The sequence below is a fragment of the Nonomuraea sp. NPDC049028 genome, from assembly GCF_043197735.1.
In the GTDB taxonomy this organism is placed as follows: Bacteria; Actinomycetota; Actinomycetes; order Streptosporangiales; family Streptosporangiaceae; genus Nonomuraea.
Map to the genome: position 1 here is coordinate 385,768 of NZ_JBICTR010000004.1, position 17,971 is coordinate 403,738.

The 17,971-nt window shown below is 71.1% G+C and carries 18 protein-coding genes; 3 read left to right on the top strand and 15 right to left on the bottom strand.

Features of this window, described 5'->3' with window-relative positions; all coding sequences use genetic code 11:
• Positions 1 to 7: 7 nt before the first annotated feature.
• The 7 genes from ACGFJ2_RS17375 to ACGFJ2_RS17405 are packed head-to-tail and all read right to left on the bottom strand — an operon-like array spanning position 8 to position 6,235.
• Positions 8 to 1,177 (bottom strand): VWA domain-containing protein, encoded by a 1,170-nt coding sequence (locus ACGFJ2_RS17375; protein ID WP_393469205.1) that lies wholly within the window; start codon positions 1,175 to 1,177, stop codon positions 8 to 10.
• Entirely contained in the window at positions 1,170 to 2,042 is an 873-nt protein-coding gene (locus ACGFJ2_RS17380; protein WP_358173556.1) for a MoxR family ATPase, read from the bottom strand. Before ACGFJ2_RS17380 ends, ACGFJ2_RS17375 begins: the two co-directional genes overlap by 8 nt.
• Positions 2,039 to 2,341: an EthD family reductase gene (locus ACGFJ2_RS17385; RefSeq protein WP_225295367.1), complete on the bottom strand. Its 303-nt coding sequence runs from the start codon at positions 2,339 to 2,341 to the stop codon at positions 2,039 to 2,041. The genes ACGFJ2_RS17380 and ACGFJ2_RS17385 overlap by 4 nt, the downstream gene beginning before the upstream one ends.
• A complete protein-coding gene (locus ACGFJ2_RS17390) occupies positions 2,335 to 3,354 on the bottom strand; it encodes a xanthine dehydrogenase family protein molybdopterin-binding subunit (RefSeq protein WP_393469209.1) in 1,020 nt (339 codons plus the stop codon). The genes ACGFJ2_RS17385 and ACGFJ2_RS17390 overlap by 7 nt, the downstream gene beginning before the upstream one ends.
• A gap of 2 nt (positions 3,355 to 3,356) precedes the next feature.
• Positions 3,357 to 4,811 (bottom strand): xanthine dehydrogenase family protein molybdopterin-binding subunit, encoded by a 1,455-nt coding sequence (locus ACGFJ2_RS17395; protein ID WP_393469212.1) that lies wholly within the window; start codon positions 4,809 to 4,811, stop codon positions 3,357 to 3,359.
• Positions 4,808 to 5,314 carry a (2Fe-2S)-binding protein gene (locus tag ACGFJ2_RS17400; protein ID WP_358173564.1) on the bottom strand — a complete coding sequence of 169 codons (507 nt, stop codon included), beginning with the start codon at positions 5,312 to 5,314 and terminating at the stop codon, positions 4,808 to 4,810. The genes ACGFJ2_RS17395 and ACGFJ2_RS17400 overlap by 4 nt, the downstream gene beginning before the upstream one ends.
• A 48-nt stretch (positions 5,315 to 5,362) precedes the next feature.
• Positions 5,363 to 6,235: an FAD binding domain-containing protein gene (locus ACGFJ2_RS17405; protein WP_393469215.1), complete on the bottom strand. Its 873-nt coding sequence runs from the start codon at positions 6,233 to 6,235 to the stop codon at positions 5,363 to 5,365.
• 97 nt (positions 6,236 to 6,332) lie between these two features.
• Between ACGFJ2_RS17405 and ACGFJ2_RS17410 the strand changes: the two genes are divergently transcribed.
• Positions 6,333 to 7,010, top strand: coding sequence for a GntR family transcriptional regulator (locus ACGFJ2_RS17410; protein WP_393469218.1), 678 nt, complete (start codon positions 6,333 to 6,335; stop codon positions 7,008 to 7,010).
• 150 nt (positions 7,011 to 7,160) lie between these two features.
• On the opposite strand, the gene ACGFJ2_RS17415 is transcribed toward ACGFJ2_RS17410, so the two are convergent.
• Together ACGFJ2_RS17415 and ACGFJ2_RS17420 are read right to left on the bottom strand one after the other, a co-directional pair.
• Positions 7,161 to 7,346 carry a hypothetical protein gene (locus ACGFJ2_RS17415; RefSeq protein ID WP_393469221.1) on the bottom strand — a complete coding sequence of 62 codons (186 nt, stop codon included), beginning with the start codon at positions 7,344 to 7,346 and terminating at the stop codon, positions 7,161 to 7,163.
• 17 nt (positions 7,347 to 7,363) lie between these two features.
• Positions 7,364 to 7,858: a hypothetical protein gene (locus tag ACGFJ2_RS17420; RefSeq protein WP_393469224.1), complete on the bottom strand. Its 495-nt coding sequence runs from the start codon at positions 7,856 to 7,858 to the stop codon at positions 7,364 to 7,366.
• Between the two features lie 220 nt (positions 7,859 to 8,078).
• On the opposite strand from ACGFJ2_RS17420, the gene ACGFJ2_RS17425 reads away from it, so the two are divergent.
• A complete protein-coding gene (locus ACGFJ2_RS17425) occupies positions 8,079 to 9,485 on the top strand; it encodes a hypothetical protein (RefSeq protein WP_393469227.1) in 1,407 nt (468 codons plus the stop codon).
• A gap of 34 nt (positions 9,486 to 9,519) precedes the next feature.
• Here ACGFJ2_RS17425 and ACGFJ2_RS17430 read toward each other — a convergent pair whose 3' ends face one another.
• From ACGFJ2_RS17430 to ACGFJ2_RS17440, 3 genes are all read right to left on the bottom strand, one after another.
• Positions 9,520 to 10,326 carry an ATP-binding protein gene (locus ACGFJ2_RS17430; RefSeq protein WP_393469230.1) on the bottom strand — a complete coding sequence of 269 codons (807 nt, stop codon included), beginning with the start codon at positions 10,324 to 10,326 and terminating at the stop codon, positions 9,520 to 9,522.
• Complete coding sequence (locus tag ACGFJ2_RS17435; RefSeq protein WP_357952341.1) at positions 10,316 to 11,212, bottom strand: MEDS domain-containing protein; 897 nt, start codon at positions 11,210 to 11,212, stop codon at positions 10,316 to 10,318. Before ACGFJ2_RS17435 ends, ACGFJ2_RS17430 begins: the two co-directional genes overlap by 11 nt.
• Positions 11,213 to 11,528: 316 nt before the next feature.
• The gene (locus ACGFJ2_RS17440) at positions 11,529 to 13,898 is read right to left on the bottom strand and encodes a glycoside hydrolase family 6 protein (protein WP_393469233.1); all 2,370 of its coding nucleotides are present in this window, start codon (positions 13,896 to 13,898) and stop codon (positions 11,529 to 11,531) included.
• 240 nt (positions 13,899 to 14,138) lie between these two features.
• Here ACGFJ2_RS17440 and ACGFJ2_RS17445 point away from each other — a divergent pair, with 240 nt between their 5' ends.
• Complete coding sequence (locus tag ACGFJ2_RS17445) at positions 14,139 to 15,056, top strand: LLM class F420-dependent oxidoreductase (protein ID WP_358173597.1); 918 nt, start codon at positions 14,139 to 14,141, stop codon at positions 15,054 to 15,056.
• Positions 15,057 to 15,125: 69 nt separating this feature from the next.
• Here the strand turns inward: ACGFJ2_RS17445 and ACGFJ2_RS17450 are convergent, their stop codons facing one another.
• The 3 genes from ACGFJ2_RS17450 to ACGFJ2_RS17460 are packed head-to-tail and all read right to left on the bottom strand — an operon-like array spanning position 15,126 to position 17,970.
• Positions 15,126 to 16,022: an oligopeptide/dipeptide ABC transporter ATP-binding protein gene (locus ACGFJ2_RS17450; protein ID WP_357952338.1), complete on the bottom strand. Its 897-nt coding sequence runs from the start codon at positions 16,020 to 16,022 to the stop codon at positions 15,126 to 15,128.
• Positions 16,019 to 17,104: an ABC transporter ATP-binding protein gene (locus tag ACGFJ2_RS17455; RefSeq protein WP_393469237.1), complete on the bottom strand. Its 1,086-nt coding sequence runs from the start codon at positions 17,102 to 17,104 to the stop codon at positions 16,019 to 16,021. Before ACGFJ2_RS17455 ends, ACGFJ2_RS17450 begins: the two co-directional genes overlap by 4 nt.
• The gene (locus ACGFJ2_RS17460; RefSeq protein ID WP_357952336.1) at positions 17,101 to 17,970 is read right to left on the bottom strand and encodes an ABC transporter permease; all 870 of its coding nucleotides are present in this window, start codon (positions 17,968 to 17,970) and stop codon (positions 17,101 to 17,103) included. Before ACGFJ2_RS17460 ends, ACGFJ2_RS17455 begins: the two co-directional genes overlap by 4 nt.
• Position 17,971: the final 1 nt, after the last annotated feature.

Consider the following 17,971-nt stretch of genomic DNA (forward strand, 5'->3'; position numbering starts at 1 on the left):
CCAAAACTTACGCTCCCATGGGTCGTGGGGTGGACCAGCGCCGCGCCGCAGTGTGGCGGGGGCCGGACAGGACGGCGGGGAGGCGGCGTACCTCCTCCAATGCGGTGGGCAGATCGCGTACGCCGCCGAGGTGGTCCAGGCTCGGGAGCTGGGCGGCCATGGCGCGCGTGGCGGGGCGGTAGGTCGGTGAGCAGGCCAGCGGGGACCACCAGACGAGCCGGTGGCCGAGCCGCGACAGACGGGCCGTGGCGCGCACCATGGGGACGCAGTCGCCGCGTTCGAGCCCGTCGGACAGCACGATCACGAGCGCGCCCCGGGCCAGCGCCGCGAAGCGCGGGTTGCCCAGGAAACGCGCCAGCGCCGCGCCGATCGCCGTACCGCCGTCCGCGTCCGTGACCAGCCCCGACACGGCCCGCAGCGCCTGATCGGCGTGCGGGTGCGACAGCGCGGCGGTGATCCGGGTGAGCCGGGTGCCGAAGGTGAACACCTCCGTACGGGCCGGCGCCGCGCGCAGCGCGGTGTGCGCGACGCGGAGCAGGTCCGGGGTGTGCAGCCGCAGTGAACCGGAGACGTCCACCAGGATCAGCAGGCGGCGCGGACGCGGTGGGCGGGCGAGGCGGCGCAGCTCGATGATCTCCCCGTCGTGGCGATGGGCGCGCCGCCACGCGTGCCGCACGTCCAGCCGGTCCCCCGACCGGGCCGGGCGGCGCCGCCGTGACGGCGTGGCGGGCAGTACGGCGGGCCAGGCGGCTTCGAGCGTGCGCATGAGCGCGTGCCGCTGTTCGCCGGTCCGGCCGAACTCGCGCGTGCCGTAGGTGCTCAGGGTGCTGGCCTCGATGCCGTCGCCCGGCCGTACCTCACGTGGCGGGTCGTCCTCGCCGGGTCCACCGGGGGACGGCGCCTCGCCGTCGTCGCCTTCGGGCGGCAGGTCTTCCCCGCCGGGTCCGCCCTGCCGGAACCAGGCGTTGAAGACCCGGTCGAAGGCGGGCAGGTCGCCCACGTCCTGGAGCAGGGTGATCCGGGCGTACCAGTACAGCGTGGTCAGGTCGGGCGGCGGGGACTCGGCGATCGACCGGAGCAGGTCCGCGCGCTTGGTCGGCGCGGCGGGCACGCCCGCGCCGCGCAACGCGGTGAGAAACCCCCAGAGATGGTCCGCGGCGGGGGTCAGGTCAGGCATCGTCGAACACCTCCTCCGCGTGCGCGAGGAGCAGCCGGGTGTCCTCCTCGTCCTTGATCAGCAGGCCGAGTGCCCGGCGCAGCGCCACGGGCCACGGGCTGCCGCCGTCGGCCAGCGCCAGGGCGCCTCGTGCCCACTCCACCGACTCGGCGATGCCGGGCCGCTTGAGCAGCGGCAGCCGGCGTACGCGCTGCACCGCCCGTACGAGCCCTTCCGCCGCCCGCTCCTCGAGCCCGGGGACGGCCGCGCGCAGGATCGCCCGTTCGCGGTCCGGCTCGGGGAAGGCGATCCAGTGGTAGAGGCAGCGCCGCTTGAGCGCGTCGTGCAGCTCGCGCGTGCGGTTGGAGGTCAGCACGACGATCGGCGGCGTACGCGCCCGTACCGTGCCCAGCTCCGGGATCGTGATCTGGAAGTCGCCCAGGAACTCCAGCAGGAACGCCTCGAACTCGCTGTCGGCCCGGTCGATCTCGTCGATCAGCAGCACCGCGCCCCGCTCGGCCTGTACGGCGCGCAGCAGCGGCCGGCGCAGCAGGAACTCCTCTCTGTACAGGTCGCCGACGTCCTGGCCGCGGCTCTCGGCCACCCGGACCTGGAGGAGTTGCTTGGGGTAGTCCCACTCGTACAGCGCCTGGCCGGAGTCCAGCCCCTCGAAGCACTGCAGGCGGATCAGGTCCAGGCCGGTGACGCGAGAGAGCACCGCGGCGACCTCGGTCTTGCCGACGCCCGGCTCGCCCTCCAGCAGGAGCGGCCGGCCCAGCCGCAACGCCAGGTGGATGGCCGTGCACAGCCCCTCGTCGGCGAAGTAGCCCGCCCCCTCCAGCGCGGCGGCCAGCTCGGGCTCGCGCCAGAGCCCGGCGGCGGTCACAACTGGGCGTGCTCGGTGGTCAACAGGTGGACGCGCTGGGAGGTGTGCGCGGCGGCGTCGGCCGCGGCCGCCTTGCCGTCCTCGGAGCCGAACGCGGCGGCGCGGGCGTCCTCGTCGTCGAAGTACAGCTCGTTCACCGAGTCGTACGCCCCGCCGTCGCCGGTGGTGACGCTGACCGTGTACTTGCGCAGGCCGGGCAGCCTCTTGGCGAACTCCACGTGGTCCTCCACCACCCACTTGGCGAACTCCTCATGGGACAGGCCCTCGGCCCGCTTGAGCAGGGAGACTACTTTCAGCATGATTCCTCCACTTTCAGGCGCAGGGCGTCGAGCCCGCGCAGGACGCGTTCGGGGGTGAACGGCATCGACTCCAGGCGCACGCCGCAGGCGTCGAAGATCGCGTTGGCGATGGCCGGGATCGGGGCGTTCGCCGTCATCTCGCCGATCCCCTTCGCGCCGTACGGGCCGTTTCCGGCCGGGCGCTCGAGGAACAGGCTGTGCTGTACGGGAATGTCGGCGGGGCCGGGCATCAGGTACCCGGCGAAGTCGCGCGGCCCGTGGTCGCGCGACGGGTAATAAGGCTCGGTGGTCTCGAACAGGGCGTGCGACACGCCCATCCAGGCCCCGCCCTCCACCTGCTGCGTCGCCATGGCCGGGTTGAGCGCCCGGCCGATCTCGTACGCGTTGTACAGCTCCAGCACCTCGACCACCCCGGTCTCATCGTCGACCTCGACGACGGCGGCCGTACACGCGTGCGCCTGGCAGGAGTCGGGGTCCATCTCCCCCGTCTCGGGCACCGGCGCGCTCGGCTCCTTGAGGTAGATGCCGCGGCCGGAGATCGTCCGCCCGTGCTTGAAGTGCGCGGCCAGCGCCAGGTCGGTGATGTGGATGCGCTTCTCCTCCGCGCCCTTGAGCCGGATGAAGCCGGTGCCGTCGGTCTCCAGGTCGGCGGCGTCGACCTCCAGTTCCTCGGCGGCGACCTCCAGCATCACGCCGCGCGCCTCGGCGGCGGCCATGATGACGGCGTTGCCGACGCGGTGGGTGCCGCGGCTGGCGAAGGTACCCATGCAGTGCGGGCCGGTGTCGGTGTCGGCGGTGTCGACGAGGACGTTCTCGATCGGCAGGCCGAGCGTCTCGGCGGCGCACTGGGCGGCGATCGTCTTGATGCCCTGGCCCAGGTCCACCGAGGACAGCGAGATCACGAACGTGCCCGTGGTCGTGGCATGGATCAGCGCCTGCGAGGGGTCACCGCCCAGGTTCATACCGGTCGGGTAGTTGACCGACGCGTACCCGCGCCCGCGCAGCAGCGCCATCGCTACAGCCCCTCTCGGGTCGTGTCTCGGGTCGTGTCTCGGGTCGTGGAGGACATGCGGCGGTACGCCTCCGGCAGCTCGTGCCCGGCCATCTCCGCCGCCTTCTGGATCACCTCGACCAGGGCCGTACCCTCGGCGACCTTGCGGTGGGCCTTGATGTCCCCGTCGCGGTAGGCGTTGAGCAGGCGCAGCCGCAGCGGGTCCAGGTCCAGCGCGCGGGCGATCCGGTCCATCTGCGACTCCAGCGCGAAGTCGGCGATGGTCACGCCGAACCCGCGCATGGCGCTGGAGGGCGTGCGGTTGGTGAAGACGCAATGGCAGTCGGCCCACACGTTCGGGATCGAGTAGGGGCCGGGCAGGTGCGCGGCGGCCTTGGTGGTGCCGTACGGGGTGTGGCGGGCGTACGCGCCGGCGTCGACGTACAGCGTGACCTTGCGGCCGATGATCCGGCCGTCGGCCATCACCGCGTCCTTGATGTAGATGCGCTCGGCCGCGCGCGGCGAGGAGACCTGCATCTCCTCGGCCCGGTCGTACACGAACTTGACCGGCCGGTCGGCCGCCATCGCGGCCACGCACGCGACCGGCTCGACCACCACGTCCACCTTGCCGCCGAAGCCGCCGCCGACCGTACCCCCGACGATGCGTAGCTTGTTGAACGGCGTCTCCAGGATCAGCGCGGTGTTGTCCAGGGTGAAGAAGCACGCCTGGGTGTCGGAGTGGATGCGCAGCCGCCCGTCGGCCTGCGGGACCACGACGCACCCGGTGGTCTCGGTGGGAGCCTGCTCGATCGGCGCGGACTGGTAGCGCCACTCGAAGACGTGATCGGCCCGCGCGAACGCCGCCTCCACGTCACCGAACCGGATCCGCCGGCAGTGGTGGCCCTCGTAAATGAAGTGGTTCTGCCCGTGGTACTCGTTGACCAGCGGCGCGCCCTCCTTCAACGCCTCCTCGACGTCGAAGACCGGCGGCAGGTCCTCGTAGGCGACCCTGATCCTGGCCGCACCCTCCAGCGCGGCCGCCTCGGTCTCGGCGACCACGGCGCAGATGGGCTCGCCGAGGTAGCGCACCTTGTCCACGGCCAGGATGGGCTCGTCATCGGGTCCGACGCCGATCAGTTTGAGCGGGGTGTAGAGGTTGTTCGGGATGTCGGCGTGGGTGAGGATCCGCAGGACACCGGGCACGGCCAGGGCCTCGGTCAGGTCCACGTCCAGGATCCTGGCGTGGTGCCGGTCGGAGCGGTGCATCTTGAGGTGGGCGAGCCGCGCCGGGGCCACGTCCTCGAAGAACTCGGTACGGCCGGTGACGTGGCCGCGCGCGTCGGACCGCTGGACCACCGAGCCGATCACGGTGAAATCGCCGCCACCGTCCACCTCGGTGCGCGCGGCGGCCCGCTCGTCGGCGAACGTGCTGGTGTCGATGGGAGCGAGCCGGTACGCGGGGGCGAGCCGGTCCGTCATCGTGCCACCACCTCCTCCTTTTGCTGGGGCTGGGCGCGCCGACGCCTGGCCGCCTCCAGGATGGCGATCACGATGGGCCGGTATCCGGTGCACCGGCAGACGTTGCCCGAGATCGCCTCCACGACGTCCTCCTCGCTCGGGTCGGGATCCCGTTCGAGCAGCGCCTCGGCGACCATGATCATGCCGGCCGTACAGAAGCCGCACTGAGTGGCGAAGCAGTCGACGAAGGCGCTCTGCACCTCGTCCAGCTCACCACCGGTGGCAACCCCCTCCAGCGTGCGGACCTCGCGGCCGGCGACGGTCTCCACCGCGACCAGGCAGGCCACCTCGGGCCGACCGTCGACCAGGACGGTGCAGGTACCGCAGGCGCCCTGCGAACAGCCGCGCTTGGCCGCGGTGAGGCCCAGCGACTCACGCAGACTCGCGAGCAGCGTGGCCCCTGGCGCGGCGATGAACTCCCGCTGCTCACCGTTGACGACGAGCGAGACGATCTGTGACGGCACGGTCCACCTCTTTCTGTCGTGTCACGAACCACCCGGGAACCATCGCGGTCACCGCACCACGGGAGGGATGAACGCGCGCCGCAGATGCACGGGCAGCACCCGCCTCCGGTACCACGCACTGGCGTAAGCGTCATCGAAGGGGTCGATGTCACCACGGGCGGCCGCCTCACCCGCCTCGGTGAGGACCTCGTGGGTCAGCGGACGCCCCCGCAGCAGGCGCTCGGCCGACGCCGCACGCACCGGACGCGGGGCGACACCGCCAAGCGCGATCGTGGCGGAGGTGACCACGCCATCGGAGGCGACCAGGCCGTCGGAGGTCCCCACGCCATCGGAGGTGACCGCGCCGTCGGCGGTACGGGTCACAGAGGCGACGGTCACGATCGCCGCCGAGTTGAGGCGGCGGCGCATGGCCTTGTGGTAGTACCAGGTGCCCGGTTCGGGCACCGTGGCCCGTACCGCCACGACGACCTCACCCGAGCCGACCCCGGAGCCCAGCATGTCGGCCACCGGCACGTCGCGCCGCCCGTCCGGCCCGGCGATCTCGCAGGTCGCGTCGAGGGCGAGCAGGCACACGGCCAGATCGCCGTACGGCTGCGCGACGAACAGGTTGCCACCCACGGTGGCCTGGTTGCGGATGGTCGGAGAGGCGATCGTCCGCAGCGCGGGGCGCAGGAAGGCGAGCCCGGGATGTTCGCCGACGGCGGCGAGGGTGGCCGCCGCCCCGATCCTGGCCACCCCGTCGCGTACCTCGACGCCGTCCAGCCCCGCCCGGCGCAGGCTGACCAGCTCGGTCGCGGGCGCGGCCCCGCTGTTGACCAGCGGCATCACGACGGTGCCGCCACCCATGATCCAGCCACCCCGTGCCGAGCAGGCGACCACGGCCTCGGCGGACTCCGGCATATGCACCGCCTGGATCACCATGTCGCGGCCCTCCCAGCCCTCGGTGTGTAATTATCGATAATTGATTATCGAGACATCCTCAGTCAAGACGGCTATCGATAATCGGTAGGATCACTCCATGGCTGATGAGCCCTCCAAGCTGCCGCGTCTCACGCTGGCCCGGCAGATCCGTGACTCGCTGGTCGGCAGGATCGTGTCCGGCCAGTTCAGGCCCGGCGAGCGGCTGGTGGAGACCCGGCTCGCGGCGACCTACGGCACCAGTCAGGCGCCCGTACGCGAGGCGCTGCGCGAGCTTGAGGTGATGCGACTGGTGGAGACCCAGCCGCGCCGCGGCACCTTCGTCCGGCCCTTCGTCCAGGAGACGCTACGCGAGAGCTACGTCGTACGGGCGGCGCTGGAGGAGACGGCCACCCGGCTCGCCCTGCTGGCCGGGACCATGCCGGTGGAGGCGCTGCGTACGGACGTGGCGGCGATGCGGGCCGCCGCCGAGAGCGGTGACGGCGAGGCGTCGGCGCGGTCCAGCGTGTCCTTCCACCGGCGCATCGTCGAAGCCGCGCACAACGAGCTGCTCAAACTCTCATGGGAAGGCCTGCAGATCGAGGCACGCACCTCGGTCACAATGGTCGCCACCGAGGTCGACCTGCACGACATCGTCCGCGACCACACCGACCTGCTGGCCACGATCGAGGACGGCGACCTGGAGACCGCGTGCCGGCACGCCCGCGACCACCAGTGGCACTACGCCGACCTCCCGCACGACGCCCACGGCCGCACCCGCGACTCCGCCGCCGGCTGACCACCCCGACCTCCGGCACGACTCTCATTCGCCGACCAAGAGTTGGAAGACCCGTGGCTGGAAGTCCAAGGCCCGCGTGCTCCAGATCGCAGCCCGGTGCTGGCCTCGCAAGCGAGGGCGGTTCGACAACTCAGCCGGCGGGGAAGCGAGTCACCGGCTATGGGATTGGATGGGTAGGGGACTTCGAGTCCAGCGCGGGTCGACGGCGTAGTCCTCGATCGTTGACATAGCCACCAGGAATCGGTTCTTGCGGCGGATTTTGAGCCATTCGGCGAGCCATGGCTTCCCCTCGACGACCCAGTGATAGGGGTCGTCGATGCCGGAGTCGGGATCCATGATGATGGCGCCTGGCTTCAGCGTTTCCAGGTCCCGCTGCGTGTCGCGGAGGTGGCGAATTCGATCTCCACGGCGCCGCACTCCAAACCCGGCAGGTCGCCGGCGTCATAGGTGCGCGCGGGGTCTCCCGGGGCCGGTTTCCCGCGCAGCTTTCGCCAGTCGTCCCTGTTCATAGGGGTGTAGTCGCACTTGGGGAACCGGTCGAGGAAGCCGTTCACCTCTCCATCCCAGACATACGCCCGTTGCTGGATGAGGCTGCAGATCGACAGGAAGTCCTCGGTGTTCATCGCGTCGTCGTTACCTCGCCTGCATCGGTCGATGGTCAGACGGCTGATCTCCTTGGTCACGCCGGCGGTGCGTCTGGCCTGGTCGAGCCGGGCCGCGACAGTACGCCGGGCGGCATCCCTGCGCTTGGCCACGTTCCCATCGGACGGATCGAGAGTGCGCGACGGTGAGTAGGCGCAGGCCGAGAGTCCCTCGATGGCCAATGCCGCCGTCACGAGCGCTATCACGAGACGCCTGGACCTTCGAGACAGGAGCCGGGCCATCGAGGCTCCCTTCGGCCGGAGGTTTCTGCCGCCACATCGCCAATGACTGGATGCAGTCCGGAGCCAGCCTGTTGACCTCCTCAACTGCCCCGCCACGGCGCTGATCATTTCAAATGGTGATCAACATGACAAGTAAGGCCGTTAGGCTACTCCGGCCCCCTACTCAGAGCGCGGAAAGCCCCCGATGCGCGTATTGAAGTTCTTCTGGTCGGCAGCGGTGGCGCTGTCTCTGTGGAAACTGCTGGTCGTACCACTGCTCACTGAAACGGTGATGGTCACCTGCAGCAGTGCCGGGCCGATGGACTGGCCCCAGCCCGTTCCGGCGGCCCAGGTGGCCGGTGTCCTCGGTGACTGGGTCGTCTGGCTCCAGCCCGTACTGCTGGCGCTGACCGCGTGCTGGGCAATCCGGTCGCGGCCACGGCGCGGTCCCGACGCGAGCCGGGGCAGTTCCTTGCTCCCCGTCACGCTGGGACTGGTGGTCGCTCTGCTCCCCGCCGCGCTGGACGAGGCCGAGGACCGGTTGTCTCCTGACCTGCCCTTCATGTGGCAGGAGTGCCTGCACGCGCAGGTGCCGCCGTCGTCCTTCGTGGCGGCGCGCCTGATCCTGGCCTGGCTGCTCTCCCCCGCCGCCATGGTGCTGCTGGCCGGGATCGCGGGCATTCGGCCGCGTCTGACCGAGTTGCGCGCCGCCGGGCTGGCGGTGGCGGCCGTCGTACTGGCCGCGTTCCTGGCCGCCGTGCTGATCGGGCTGCCGGTCAACGCCGACGGCACTCCGCGGTACGCGCTGGCCGGCGTGGGCCGGCCGTACGTGCTCGATCTGGAGTCCGGTGAGCCGGTGAGCCTGCTGCCCCAGGCGACGCCCACCTACGCTCAGTACGATCGCATCGTCCGCGACACCGAACCCGGCCACTACGTGGCGGCGCTCACCAGCCCGTCCGGCCGCTACTCCCGCCTCTACCGGCTGTCCATGGGCGGCGACGGCCGGATCACGGTCGGCGAGCGGCTCACCCCCACCCTCGAAGGCATGGTCAACGGTCTGGCCGTCTCCGCCGAGGGCCGCATCGCCTACGGGCGGATGACCGACAAAGCCAGCTTCGCGGGCACCCTGGAACGCGAATGGCCGGTCAGCGGCTATGGCCTCCAGTGGCTGGACGCCCGGATCCTCGTGCTCCCCGGCCACAGCGTCCCGGCCGGCGCCGTGGCCACGATCGACGTGGGCACGGGCGCGATCGGGGAGGTCGCCGCGCCGGCCGAGCACGAGTACACCCGTCCGCTCCTTCCCCTGCCAGGCGGGCGGCAACTGCGCGCGCTCGGCTGGCCGACTCGCACGCTCGTCCTGCATGAGGGGACGCGGTTGGTCAGGAAGGTCCTGGACTTGGACTGCGGCCACATCCAATCGCTGGCGCTCGACCCGACCGGCCACAACGTGCTGGTCGGCGTCGACCGGGAGGCAGCGGAGATGGACCGGTCGCCGCTGGCCGGACTGCCTCCGTGCGGCGGCGCCCGCTCGCAACTGCTGCGCCTCGACCTCGAAACCGGTCACACCCAGGTGGTGCCCGGCGAGCAGGACCCCTTCGTCCAGGCATGGTGACAAAGATGCCCCAGAACCCGTTGCGGGCGCCGCTCTAGTGGCTGGTGTCGTCGTAGGTGAAGGAGACGAATCCGAGGGAGTCAAGGCGTCCCTGGTGCTCCGTCGAGAGCCCGGCCAGGGCCATGGTCGCGCCCGGAGCGGCGGCGACGTGCTCCTGTGAGGTGACGAGGGCGGTGATGCCGGTGGAATCCCAGAACGTCATGCCGCTCAGGTCCAGGACCAGCCGGAGGGGCTTGGTCGTCGAGATCAGGTCCTCGACGGTGGCGATGACGTCCGGAGCCGTCCGCTGGTCGAGGTCGCCCACCAGGCTCAGTGTGGTACGGCCGTTCTGGGATTGGCGGGTCAGCTTGAAGGCCGGGCGGAGCGGACTGGGCAGCGCGAAACCCACGGTGACGACGGTGCCGCCGGGGCCATGCCTCACGGTGTGGAAGTCGCTGAGGAAGCGGGCCATCCACAGCCCGTGCCCGAACTGGTACGGCCATCCAGGAGTCCCCTGCTCCGGGTGAGCGGCGCCGCTGTCGACGACCTCACAGCGCAGCATGCCGTCCGCGACCTCCAAGCGTACCCATCCGCTCCCGGAGCCGTGCAGGATGACATTGCTGGCCAGCTCGTGCCCGATGAGGACCACGTCCGAGGTTCGGCCCTCGGGCAGCCCCGCCTGGCTCGCGTGCGCCTCCAATGTCGCCCGCAGCGCATAGAGCGAGTCGCGGTCGAAGGGCTGGTCCAGGAGTACGGCCGACTCGACCGGCCCCTCCCCATCTCGCTGACTCTCCAGACGACGCCGGCCCTCCACCTCGCCGGAGGGCGACGCCCGACGGTCAGGTGGCCGGTTACCCATCATGAGTGGCCACCAAGCTGAGTCCGGGCACCGCGGAAGCGCCGAGCAGGGCGAATCGCGGGTGGATGGCAGGGCTGCAGCGCAGTGTCGCTTTGCGAGGCGTGGGCAGGCTGCGGACGGCGTCAATGATCATACGAGCGCTGGACAGGTCGATGAAGGAGAGCTCGGCCATATTAACCGTGATGTCGTCATCGACCCGGATCGTTTCGCTCAAGGCCAGCCTGAGCGCGTCTTCGGCCGACCGGTCGAGCTGCCCGGCCAGCCGTATGCCCGGCGGGGCGTACTGGCGGCAGATACGCAGCAGCGCGTCGTGATGATAGGTGGCCGCGGCGACCGTATGGGTGTGATAGCCCGAGACCGAGGCGAGGGTGATCGGGTCGAAGCGTTCGCGGTCATACTGGCACAGGACCGCCGCGCCGCCGCGCGCCAGCGTCGCCGCGATCTCCTCCTCGAAGGCCGGCAACTGCTCGATGCCGCTCACCGGCGTTAAGGCCCAGCTCATGTCGAGCGCCACACGCAGTCCGGGGTAACCCTCGCGCGCCGTGCGTACCATCTGATCGCGCAGCCACCGCGTGGCGTGCTCCGCGGTGAACGCCTGCCCGTCCAGCAGCCCGTCTTTGCAGGTCATGACCATCATTCGCCCAGCCGTCGTTGCCTCCCGCGCGACCACTCCCCGCCGGCCCAGCTCCGCCAGGCTGCGCTCCGGCTCCTCTGCCAGCCAGACGACGCGCTGCCCCTCGGCCAGTCCGTCCCGTACGAAGGCGGTGGTGAGGTCGAGCAACTCCTCATGCTCCCCGAACGTCAGGCAGGCATGATCGTTGATGGTCAGATCCGTGATCTGCGTTTCAGCACCGACCGTCACCCATGCCACCTTCCCGATCGCGGCCACCTCCCGGAGCACGCACCGTTGCGAAACTTAGAGTAGTGACCAGCAGACCGTAAGGCATTCGGGGTGCCGCCCGTAACTCTTCCCCGCCCCATCTGCCCGATGAGCGCCCTCGTAATCCGTGGATCGCGGATTCAGGTGCCACCCGTACCACTCTGACGTGCTGTTTCTCGGCTCAGGCCGCCGACCGGCAGCGAGTCTATGACTCCCTGTTGTGGGGGCGGCAGAGCGGCCACCCGCTGTGGGGACGGTCGAGCGGCCGCCCGCTGTGGGGGCAGCCGAGCGGCCGCTCGCAGCGGGTACGGCAGGGTGGCCGCCACTATGGGGCACCGGCCGGCAGCGGCGGGACCGCGTTCCGTGCCCGCTCAAGGGCCTGGTCGGGCCACCACTGGCCGGCGGCCGGGGTGACGATGCCGTACGCCGGATCCGCGGGTCCCGAGGTGCCCCGTGTGCACTGGCCGTTGGAGAATCCCGGGCTGTTGAGCCACAGCGACGCGTCGGCCAGTGGGCTGCCGGTGTCGGCGGTCGGCCGGGCTCCCGCGCCCCTGCCCGGAGGGTTGCACCATTCGTCCGGTGCCGGGAACCGCCCGGCCGGCGGTTGCCACTCGCCCGTACCGTTCCGGCTGGTGTCGACGACGAAGTGCGGCAGGCCGGGCGTGTCGTCCGGCACGGCGGCGAGGGCCGCGTCGGCGCACGAGGCCGTCCGCGACGCCGCCCTCAGGTAGACACATCTGGACAGCTGCGCGGCGTACGCGAGCGAGCGGGCGGTCGGGCGGTAACCGACCGCGTTGACGTAGAAGCCGTCGGCGCGGACCGCCCCCGCGTTGACCAGCCGGTCGGCGATCTGCGTGAACGCCGGCCACCCCGCCAGCCCGCCGTCGAGGTAGACGGCGGTGCCGGCCAGGCCGGTGAGGGTCTCCACGGCGTACGAGAGGTCGGCGTACCGCTGGACGGCGGCGGTCTCCCCGCCCTGCGGGCACTCCGTGCTGCCGGGCAGCCGGGCCAGGGCGCTGGGCTCCAGGGCGACGACGGCGGGCCGGTTTCCGATGCCCTCGGCCACGGCGTCGATCCAGGTGCGGTAGGTGCCGGTGTTCGGGGCGCCGCCGTTCCAGCAGTCACGTCCCGGGATGTTGTTGGTGACGAACACCGGCACCGTCCCCTGCCGGTCCGCCTGGGTGACCGTTTCGCGGACCGTACGGGAGATGTCGGCGGGCGAGCCGCCGCTGAGCCAGATGGCCTGGGGGACCTCCGACAGGGCCCGCATCAGCGCGGCGTCGGCTGTTCTGCCCTGTGCCGACCAGGTCCGCGCCTGTCGGGCCGCGTCGGTGTCCGGCTGCACGTAGAAGCGGACGCCGGCGGCGCGCAGGGGGTTCTGGCCGGGGAGTTTCCGCCACCGCGTGCCCGCGTCCTGCGCCACGTCGGGGTTTCCGGCGGGCCGCGCGGCCAGGCCGGGAAGCAACGGGTCTCGGTGGGTGATCGCCAGGGAGGTGAAGACGGCTCCCGCCGTCACCAGGGCGAGGGCGGCGGCGCCCCACACCCACCGTCGTCTCGACACCCGCCGTCGCGATGTGGCCCTGCGGCGTCGTCGCTGGTCCTTGCCCGCCCTGGCACCTACGCCGCCGCCTGACTCAGGGGTGGTCGGCTGGCTCCTAGAATCGCCGTCCGGCGGCTCGGCCCCTGCTCCGGATGGCGTGCTCGGAGGCTCGGGGTCGGGCGCGCCGACCGGAGCCTCACGCGCGGGGGCAGGTGGTCGTGCGGCGCCGAGGCGGGGTTCGGTCGCGAGCATGTCGGCCGGGGTCGGAGCCGGGACGGCGGTGGGCGGGACGGCGGTGGGCGGGACGGCGGTGGGCGGGAGGCGTCTCGTCGGGCCTTCGGCGAACGCGTCCACGAGCTCCGCCGCCGTGGGCCGCGCCGCCGGGTCCTTGCTCAGCGCCCTCGGCACCAGGTCCCCGAGAACCCCCTCCAGCTTGGGCAGTACGGGATCGTCGTGGACCACCCGGTAGAGCACCTCGTGCCCCGCCCCGTAGCCGAACGGCGGCTGCCCGCAGGCCGCGAAGACCACGACCCCGCCCCAGGCGAAGACGTCGGAGGCCGTCGCGAGCGGCAGCCCCCGTACCTGCTCCGGAGACATGTACGCCGGCGTGCCCATCCTGGTGACGGAGAGTGTGGTGGAGTCGGCCGCGAAGGCGAGGCCGAAGTCGATGACCTTCGGGCCCGCAGGGGACAGCAGCACGTTGGACGGTTTGAGGTCCCGGTGAACGACGCCCGCCGCGTGGATCGCCCCCAGCGCGACCGCCATGCTCATGGCGAGCCCTTCGAGCTCCGAGCCCACCATCGGGCCCCACTCCTTGACCGCGCTGTACAGCGTCGGCCCCGGCACGTACTCGGTCACCACATAGGCCAGGTCGCCGTCCAGATCGGCCTCGAGCACGGGAGCCGTGGAGAAGCGGGCGACCCGCTGCGCGGTGGCGACCTCGCGGCGGAAGCGCCGGCGGAACTCCGGGTCGCCGGCGAGGTGCCGGTGAATGACCTTGATCGCCACCAGCGTCCGCGCCCCGCCCTCGGCGAGGTAGACCACGCCCATCCCGCCCGCACCGAGCCGGCGGATGATGCGATGGCCGCCGACCAGCCGGGGATCACCGCCGATCGTCCCGTCCACCGTGTCGCCGCGCTTGGTGCCGTGTGCCATCGCCTGCCCATCTAGAAGACGCCAGGTCCTGTCCAGAAAGGCGCCAGGTCCTGCTGACGCCTGCAGGCAACAGGGCTTTCCGCTCCAGACAGTCGTCAGAAGGTACGGCTCCCACGGCACCCGGGTTCAGGCACGCCGCGGACCGCCGAAATACGGCAACCCGTGAATCGGGCATTAACCTGCCCCGATGATCCGTTACGTATCGTGAGATCCACTCTGACGACGAGGCGGGGAGTTGTGATGCCCGATACGACGATTGATGTCGCGGCGCTGAAGCGGCGCATGGGCCGAGTAGGGGTCTGGAACAGCACACTGGGCGGCGAATCGGCCTCATTCGAGCGCGACGCGGCCGCCGAGATCGAGAGCCTGGGCTACGGGACCCTGTGGGTGGGTGAAGGGCCGAAGGCCAAGGAGGCGCTGGTCCATTCGGCGATCCTGTTGAGCGGGACGCGGCAGATGATGATCGCCACCGGCATCGCCAACATCTGGGCCCGGGACGCCACCGCCATTGCGACCGGGGCCAACGCCCTCGCGGAGGCGTACGACGGCCGGTTCGTGCTCGGTCTCGGCGTGAGCCACGCGCCCTTGGTGTCGGCGCGAGGCCACGACTACAGCAAGCCGGTGTCCGCGATGCGCGCGTACCTCGATGCCATGGACGCGTCGGAGTACGGCGGCCCCCTGCCGGAGCCGGCGCCGCGGCTGCTGGCCGCGCTACGACCCAAGATGCTGGATCTGGCCGCGAAGCGTGCCCAGGGCGCGCACCCCTATTTCGTCACCCCTGAGCACACCGCGCGCGCCCGCGCGGTCCTCGGCCCCGATCCGGTGCTGGCGCCGGAGCAGACGGTCCTGCTCGACACCGACCCGGAGCGGGCCCGGCGGACCGCCCGCGGTTTCACGAAGCACTACCTCGCGCTGCCCAACTACGCCAACAACCTGCGCGAGCTGGGCTGGGACGACAAGGACTTCGCCGACGGCGGCAGCGACGCCCTGGTCGACGCCATCGTGGCCTGGGGCGACCCGGAGACGATCATCGAGCGGGTACGGGCCCACCTCGACGCCGGCGCGGACCACGTCTGCATCCAGCCGCTCGCCGAGACCAGCGGCGAACTGCTGGAACACCTGCGCATCCTGGCCCAGAGCGACGTGGTCTCAAGCTGATACCTGCCCAAAGCGACGTGGTCTCGAGCTGACGCCTCGCGCCGCGGGCTCGCCGCCGCCCAGGACGCCTCACGCCGCGGGCTCCCCCTCCCCCAGGACGCATCGGACGCGGTGCTCCTCGCCGTAGGTGGGGATCTGGCCGGCGCACGCGTCGGCGGCGTACGGGCAGCGGTTGCGGAACAGGCACCCATCGGCGACGGGCGGGCCGCTCCTGCGCTCCTGCCGGGCGGGCCGCCCGTCCTCGTGCGCCGCCCAGGGGTCGGGGGCGGCCTCGGCCAGCAGCCGGGTGTACGGGTGCCGCGGCGCGAGGATGACGTCGTCGGCCGGGCCGCGCTCGACGATCTGCCCCCGGTACATGACCATGATGTCGCGGGCGAAGTAGCGCGCGGTTGCCAGGTCGTGCGTGACATAGAGGACGGCCAGCTCCTCCTCCCGCTTGAGCCGGTCGATCAGGTTGAGGATCTCCAGCCTGATCGACACGTCCAGCATCGAGACCGGCTCGTCGGCCAGCAGTACCTTGGGGCGCGGTGCCAGCGCGCGGGCGATGGCCACCCGCTGCCGCTGGCCGCCGGACAGCTCGTGCGGATACCTGCGGGCGTAGGCGGCGGGCAGGTTGACCCGCTCCAGCAGTTCCTCGGCCGTGCCCGGTGTCTTGTGGATCTCCAGGGGGCGGCGGAGGTGGTAGCCGATCGTGTGGGCCGGGTTGAGCGACGCGAACGGGTCCTGGAAGACCATCTGTACGTCTTTGCGGTAGTTCGAGGTCTCCAACCGGATCTCGCCCGAGGTGGGCTTGGCGAGCCTGGCCAGCATGCGGGCGATCGTGGACTTGCCGCTGCCGCTCTCCCCCACCAGCGCGGTGGTCTCGCCGGAGCGCAGCTCGAAGGAGACGTCGTCGACCGCCCGGAGGTGCTCCTTCCTGGACAGCCTGAAGGTCTTGCTCAGGTGGCTGACCGTCATCGAGGTCATGAGATCACCTCATGGTCGGCGTGGTCGAAGCGGCGTTCCCGCAGGCGCCGGTCGGGGCGGGCGGGGTGCAGCCTGCGGTCGTACTGGAGGCAGGCCACCAGCGAGTCCTGGATCGAGTCCAGCTCGGGCTCGTGGGTGTGGCAGCCCTCGAACGCGTACGGGCAGCGGGGCGCGAACGAGCAGCCCGCCAGCTCCTTCGACAGGTCGGGCGGGCTGCCGGGGATGCCGTGCAGCGCCTGGCGTTCGCCGCGCAGGCTGGGGAAGGAGTTGAGCAGGCCGACCGTGTACGGGTGGCGGGGCTGGATGAGGGTGTCCTTGCTGGTGCCGTACTCGACGATGCGGCCGCCGTACATGATCGCGAGATGATCGCTGATCTCCAGCAGCAGCGACAGATCGTGGGTGATGAAGACGACGGCGAAGCCGAACATCTCCCGCAGCCGGTCGATCTCCTCCAGGATGTCGCGCTGCACCACCACGTCCAGCGCCGTCGTGGGCTCGTCCAGGACGACCACGTCGGGGTTGAGCGCCATCGCCATCGCGATCAGCACCCGCTGGCGCATGCCGCCCGACAGTTCGTGCGGGTAGGCGCCGATGCGTCCCGGATCGATGCCGACCAGTTCCAGGAGCTCACGGGAGCGCTCCTCCCGCTCGCGCCTGGACATCGACGGCTCATGGGTGGTGAACACGTCGTGGAGCTGGCGCCGGACGCTGAGCACGGGATTGAGGGCGTTCATGGCGCTTTGGAAGACCATGGCCACCCGCCGCCACCGGAAGCGCCGCAGTTCCTCGCCCTCCAGGGCCAGCACGTCGATGGGGTCGCCGTCCTTGGGGTGGAAGACGACCTCGCCGGAGGTGGTCCGGCCGGGTGGCTGCAGCAGCCGGTTGACCGCGTACGCCAGGGTCGACTTGCCGCAGCCGCTCTCGCCCGCGATGCCGAGCACCTGGCCGCGGCCCAGCTCGAAGCTCACGCCGCGGACCGCGCGGGTCTGCCCATAGGCCACACTCAGGTCGCGTACGGACAGGACGGTGTCGTTCATGTCGCGGTCGTTCATGTCGCGTACCGACGGGACGGTGTCGTTCATGCGGCCGCCTTTCGCAGTCGCGGGTTCATCAGCTCGTCGATGCTGAAGTTGATCAGTGAGAGCCCGGTGCCGAGCGCGGCGATGAACACCCCCGGCGGTACGAACCACCACCAGGCGCCCATGGAGAGCGCGGAGCCGTTCTGGGCGAAGTAGAGCATCCCGCCCCAGGAGGTGACCGCGCCGCCGCCCAGGCCGAGCGCGGACAGTCCCGACTCGGTGAGGATGGCGCCGATGATCGCCCAGACGAAGCCGGAGGCGATGACGGGGACGAGGTTCGGCAGGATCTGGAAGACCATGATCCGCCAGCCGGGCTCGCCGCTCACCCTGGCCGCGTCCACGTAGTCGCGGTTGCGCAGCGACATGACCTGGGAGCGGATGACCCGCGCGGGGCCCGCCCAGCTGATCATCGAGATGATCAGGGCGTAGGTGAACGGGCCGCTGTCCTCGACGTAGTCGGCGACCAGGATCAGCAGCGGCAGCGTGGGGATGACCAGGGCGACGTTGCTGAGCAGGGAGAACGCCTCGTCCACCCAGCCGCCGAAATAGCCGCCGACGACGCCGATGAGCAGCGAGCCCACCGTGCCCAGCACCCCGGCGATCACGCCGATCAGCATCGACCCGCGCGTGGCGTGCATCAGCTGGGCCAGCACACTCTGCCCGGTGTCGGTCGAGCCGAGCCAGTGCTCCGCCGACGGCGGTTCGAGCCGCCCGGCCACCAGGGCCTCGGGGTCTCCGGCCAGGATGGGACCGGCGATGGCGAGCAGGGCGAAGAAGCCGACGATCACCAGTCCGGCGACGAGCTTGCCCGATCGGGGCAGGCCGAGCACCCGGTCCCGGGGAGCGGCCAGGGTCACAACAGCGGTCACT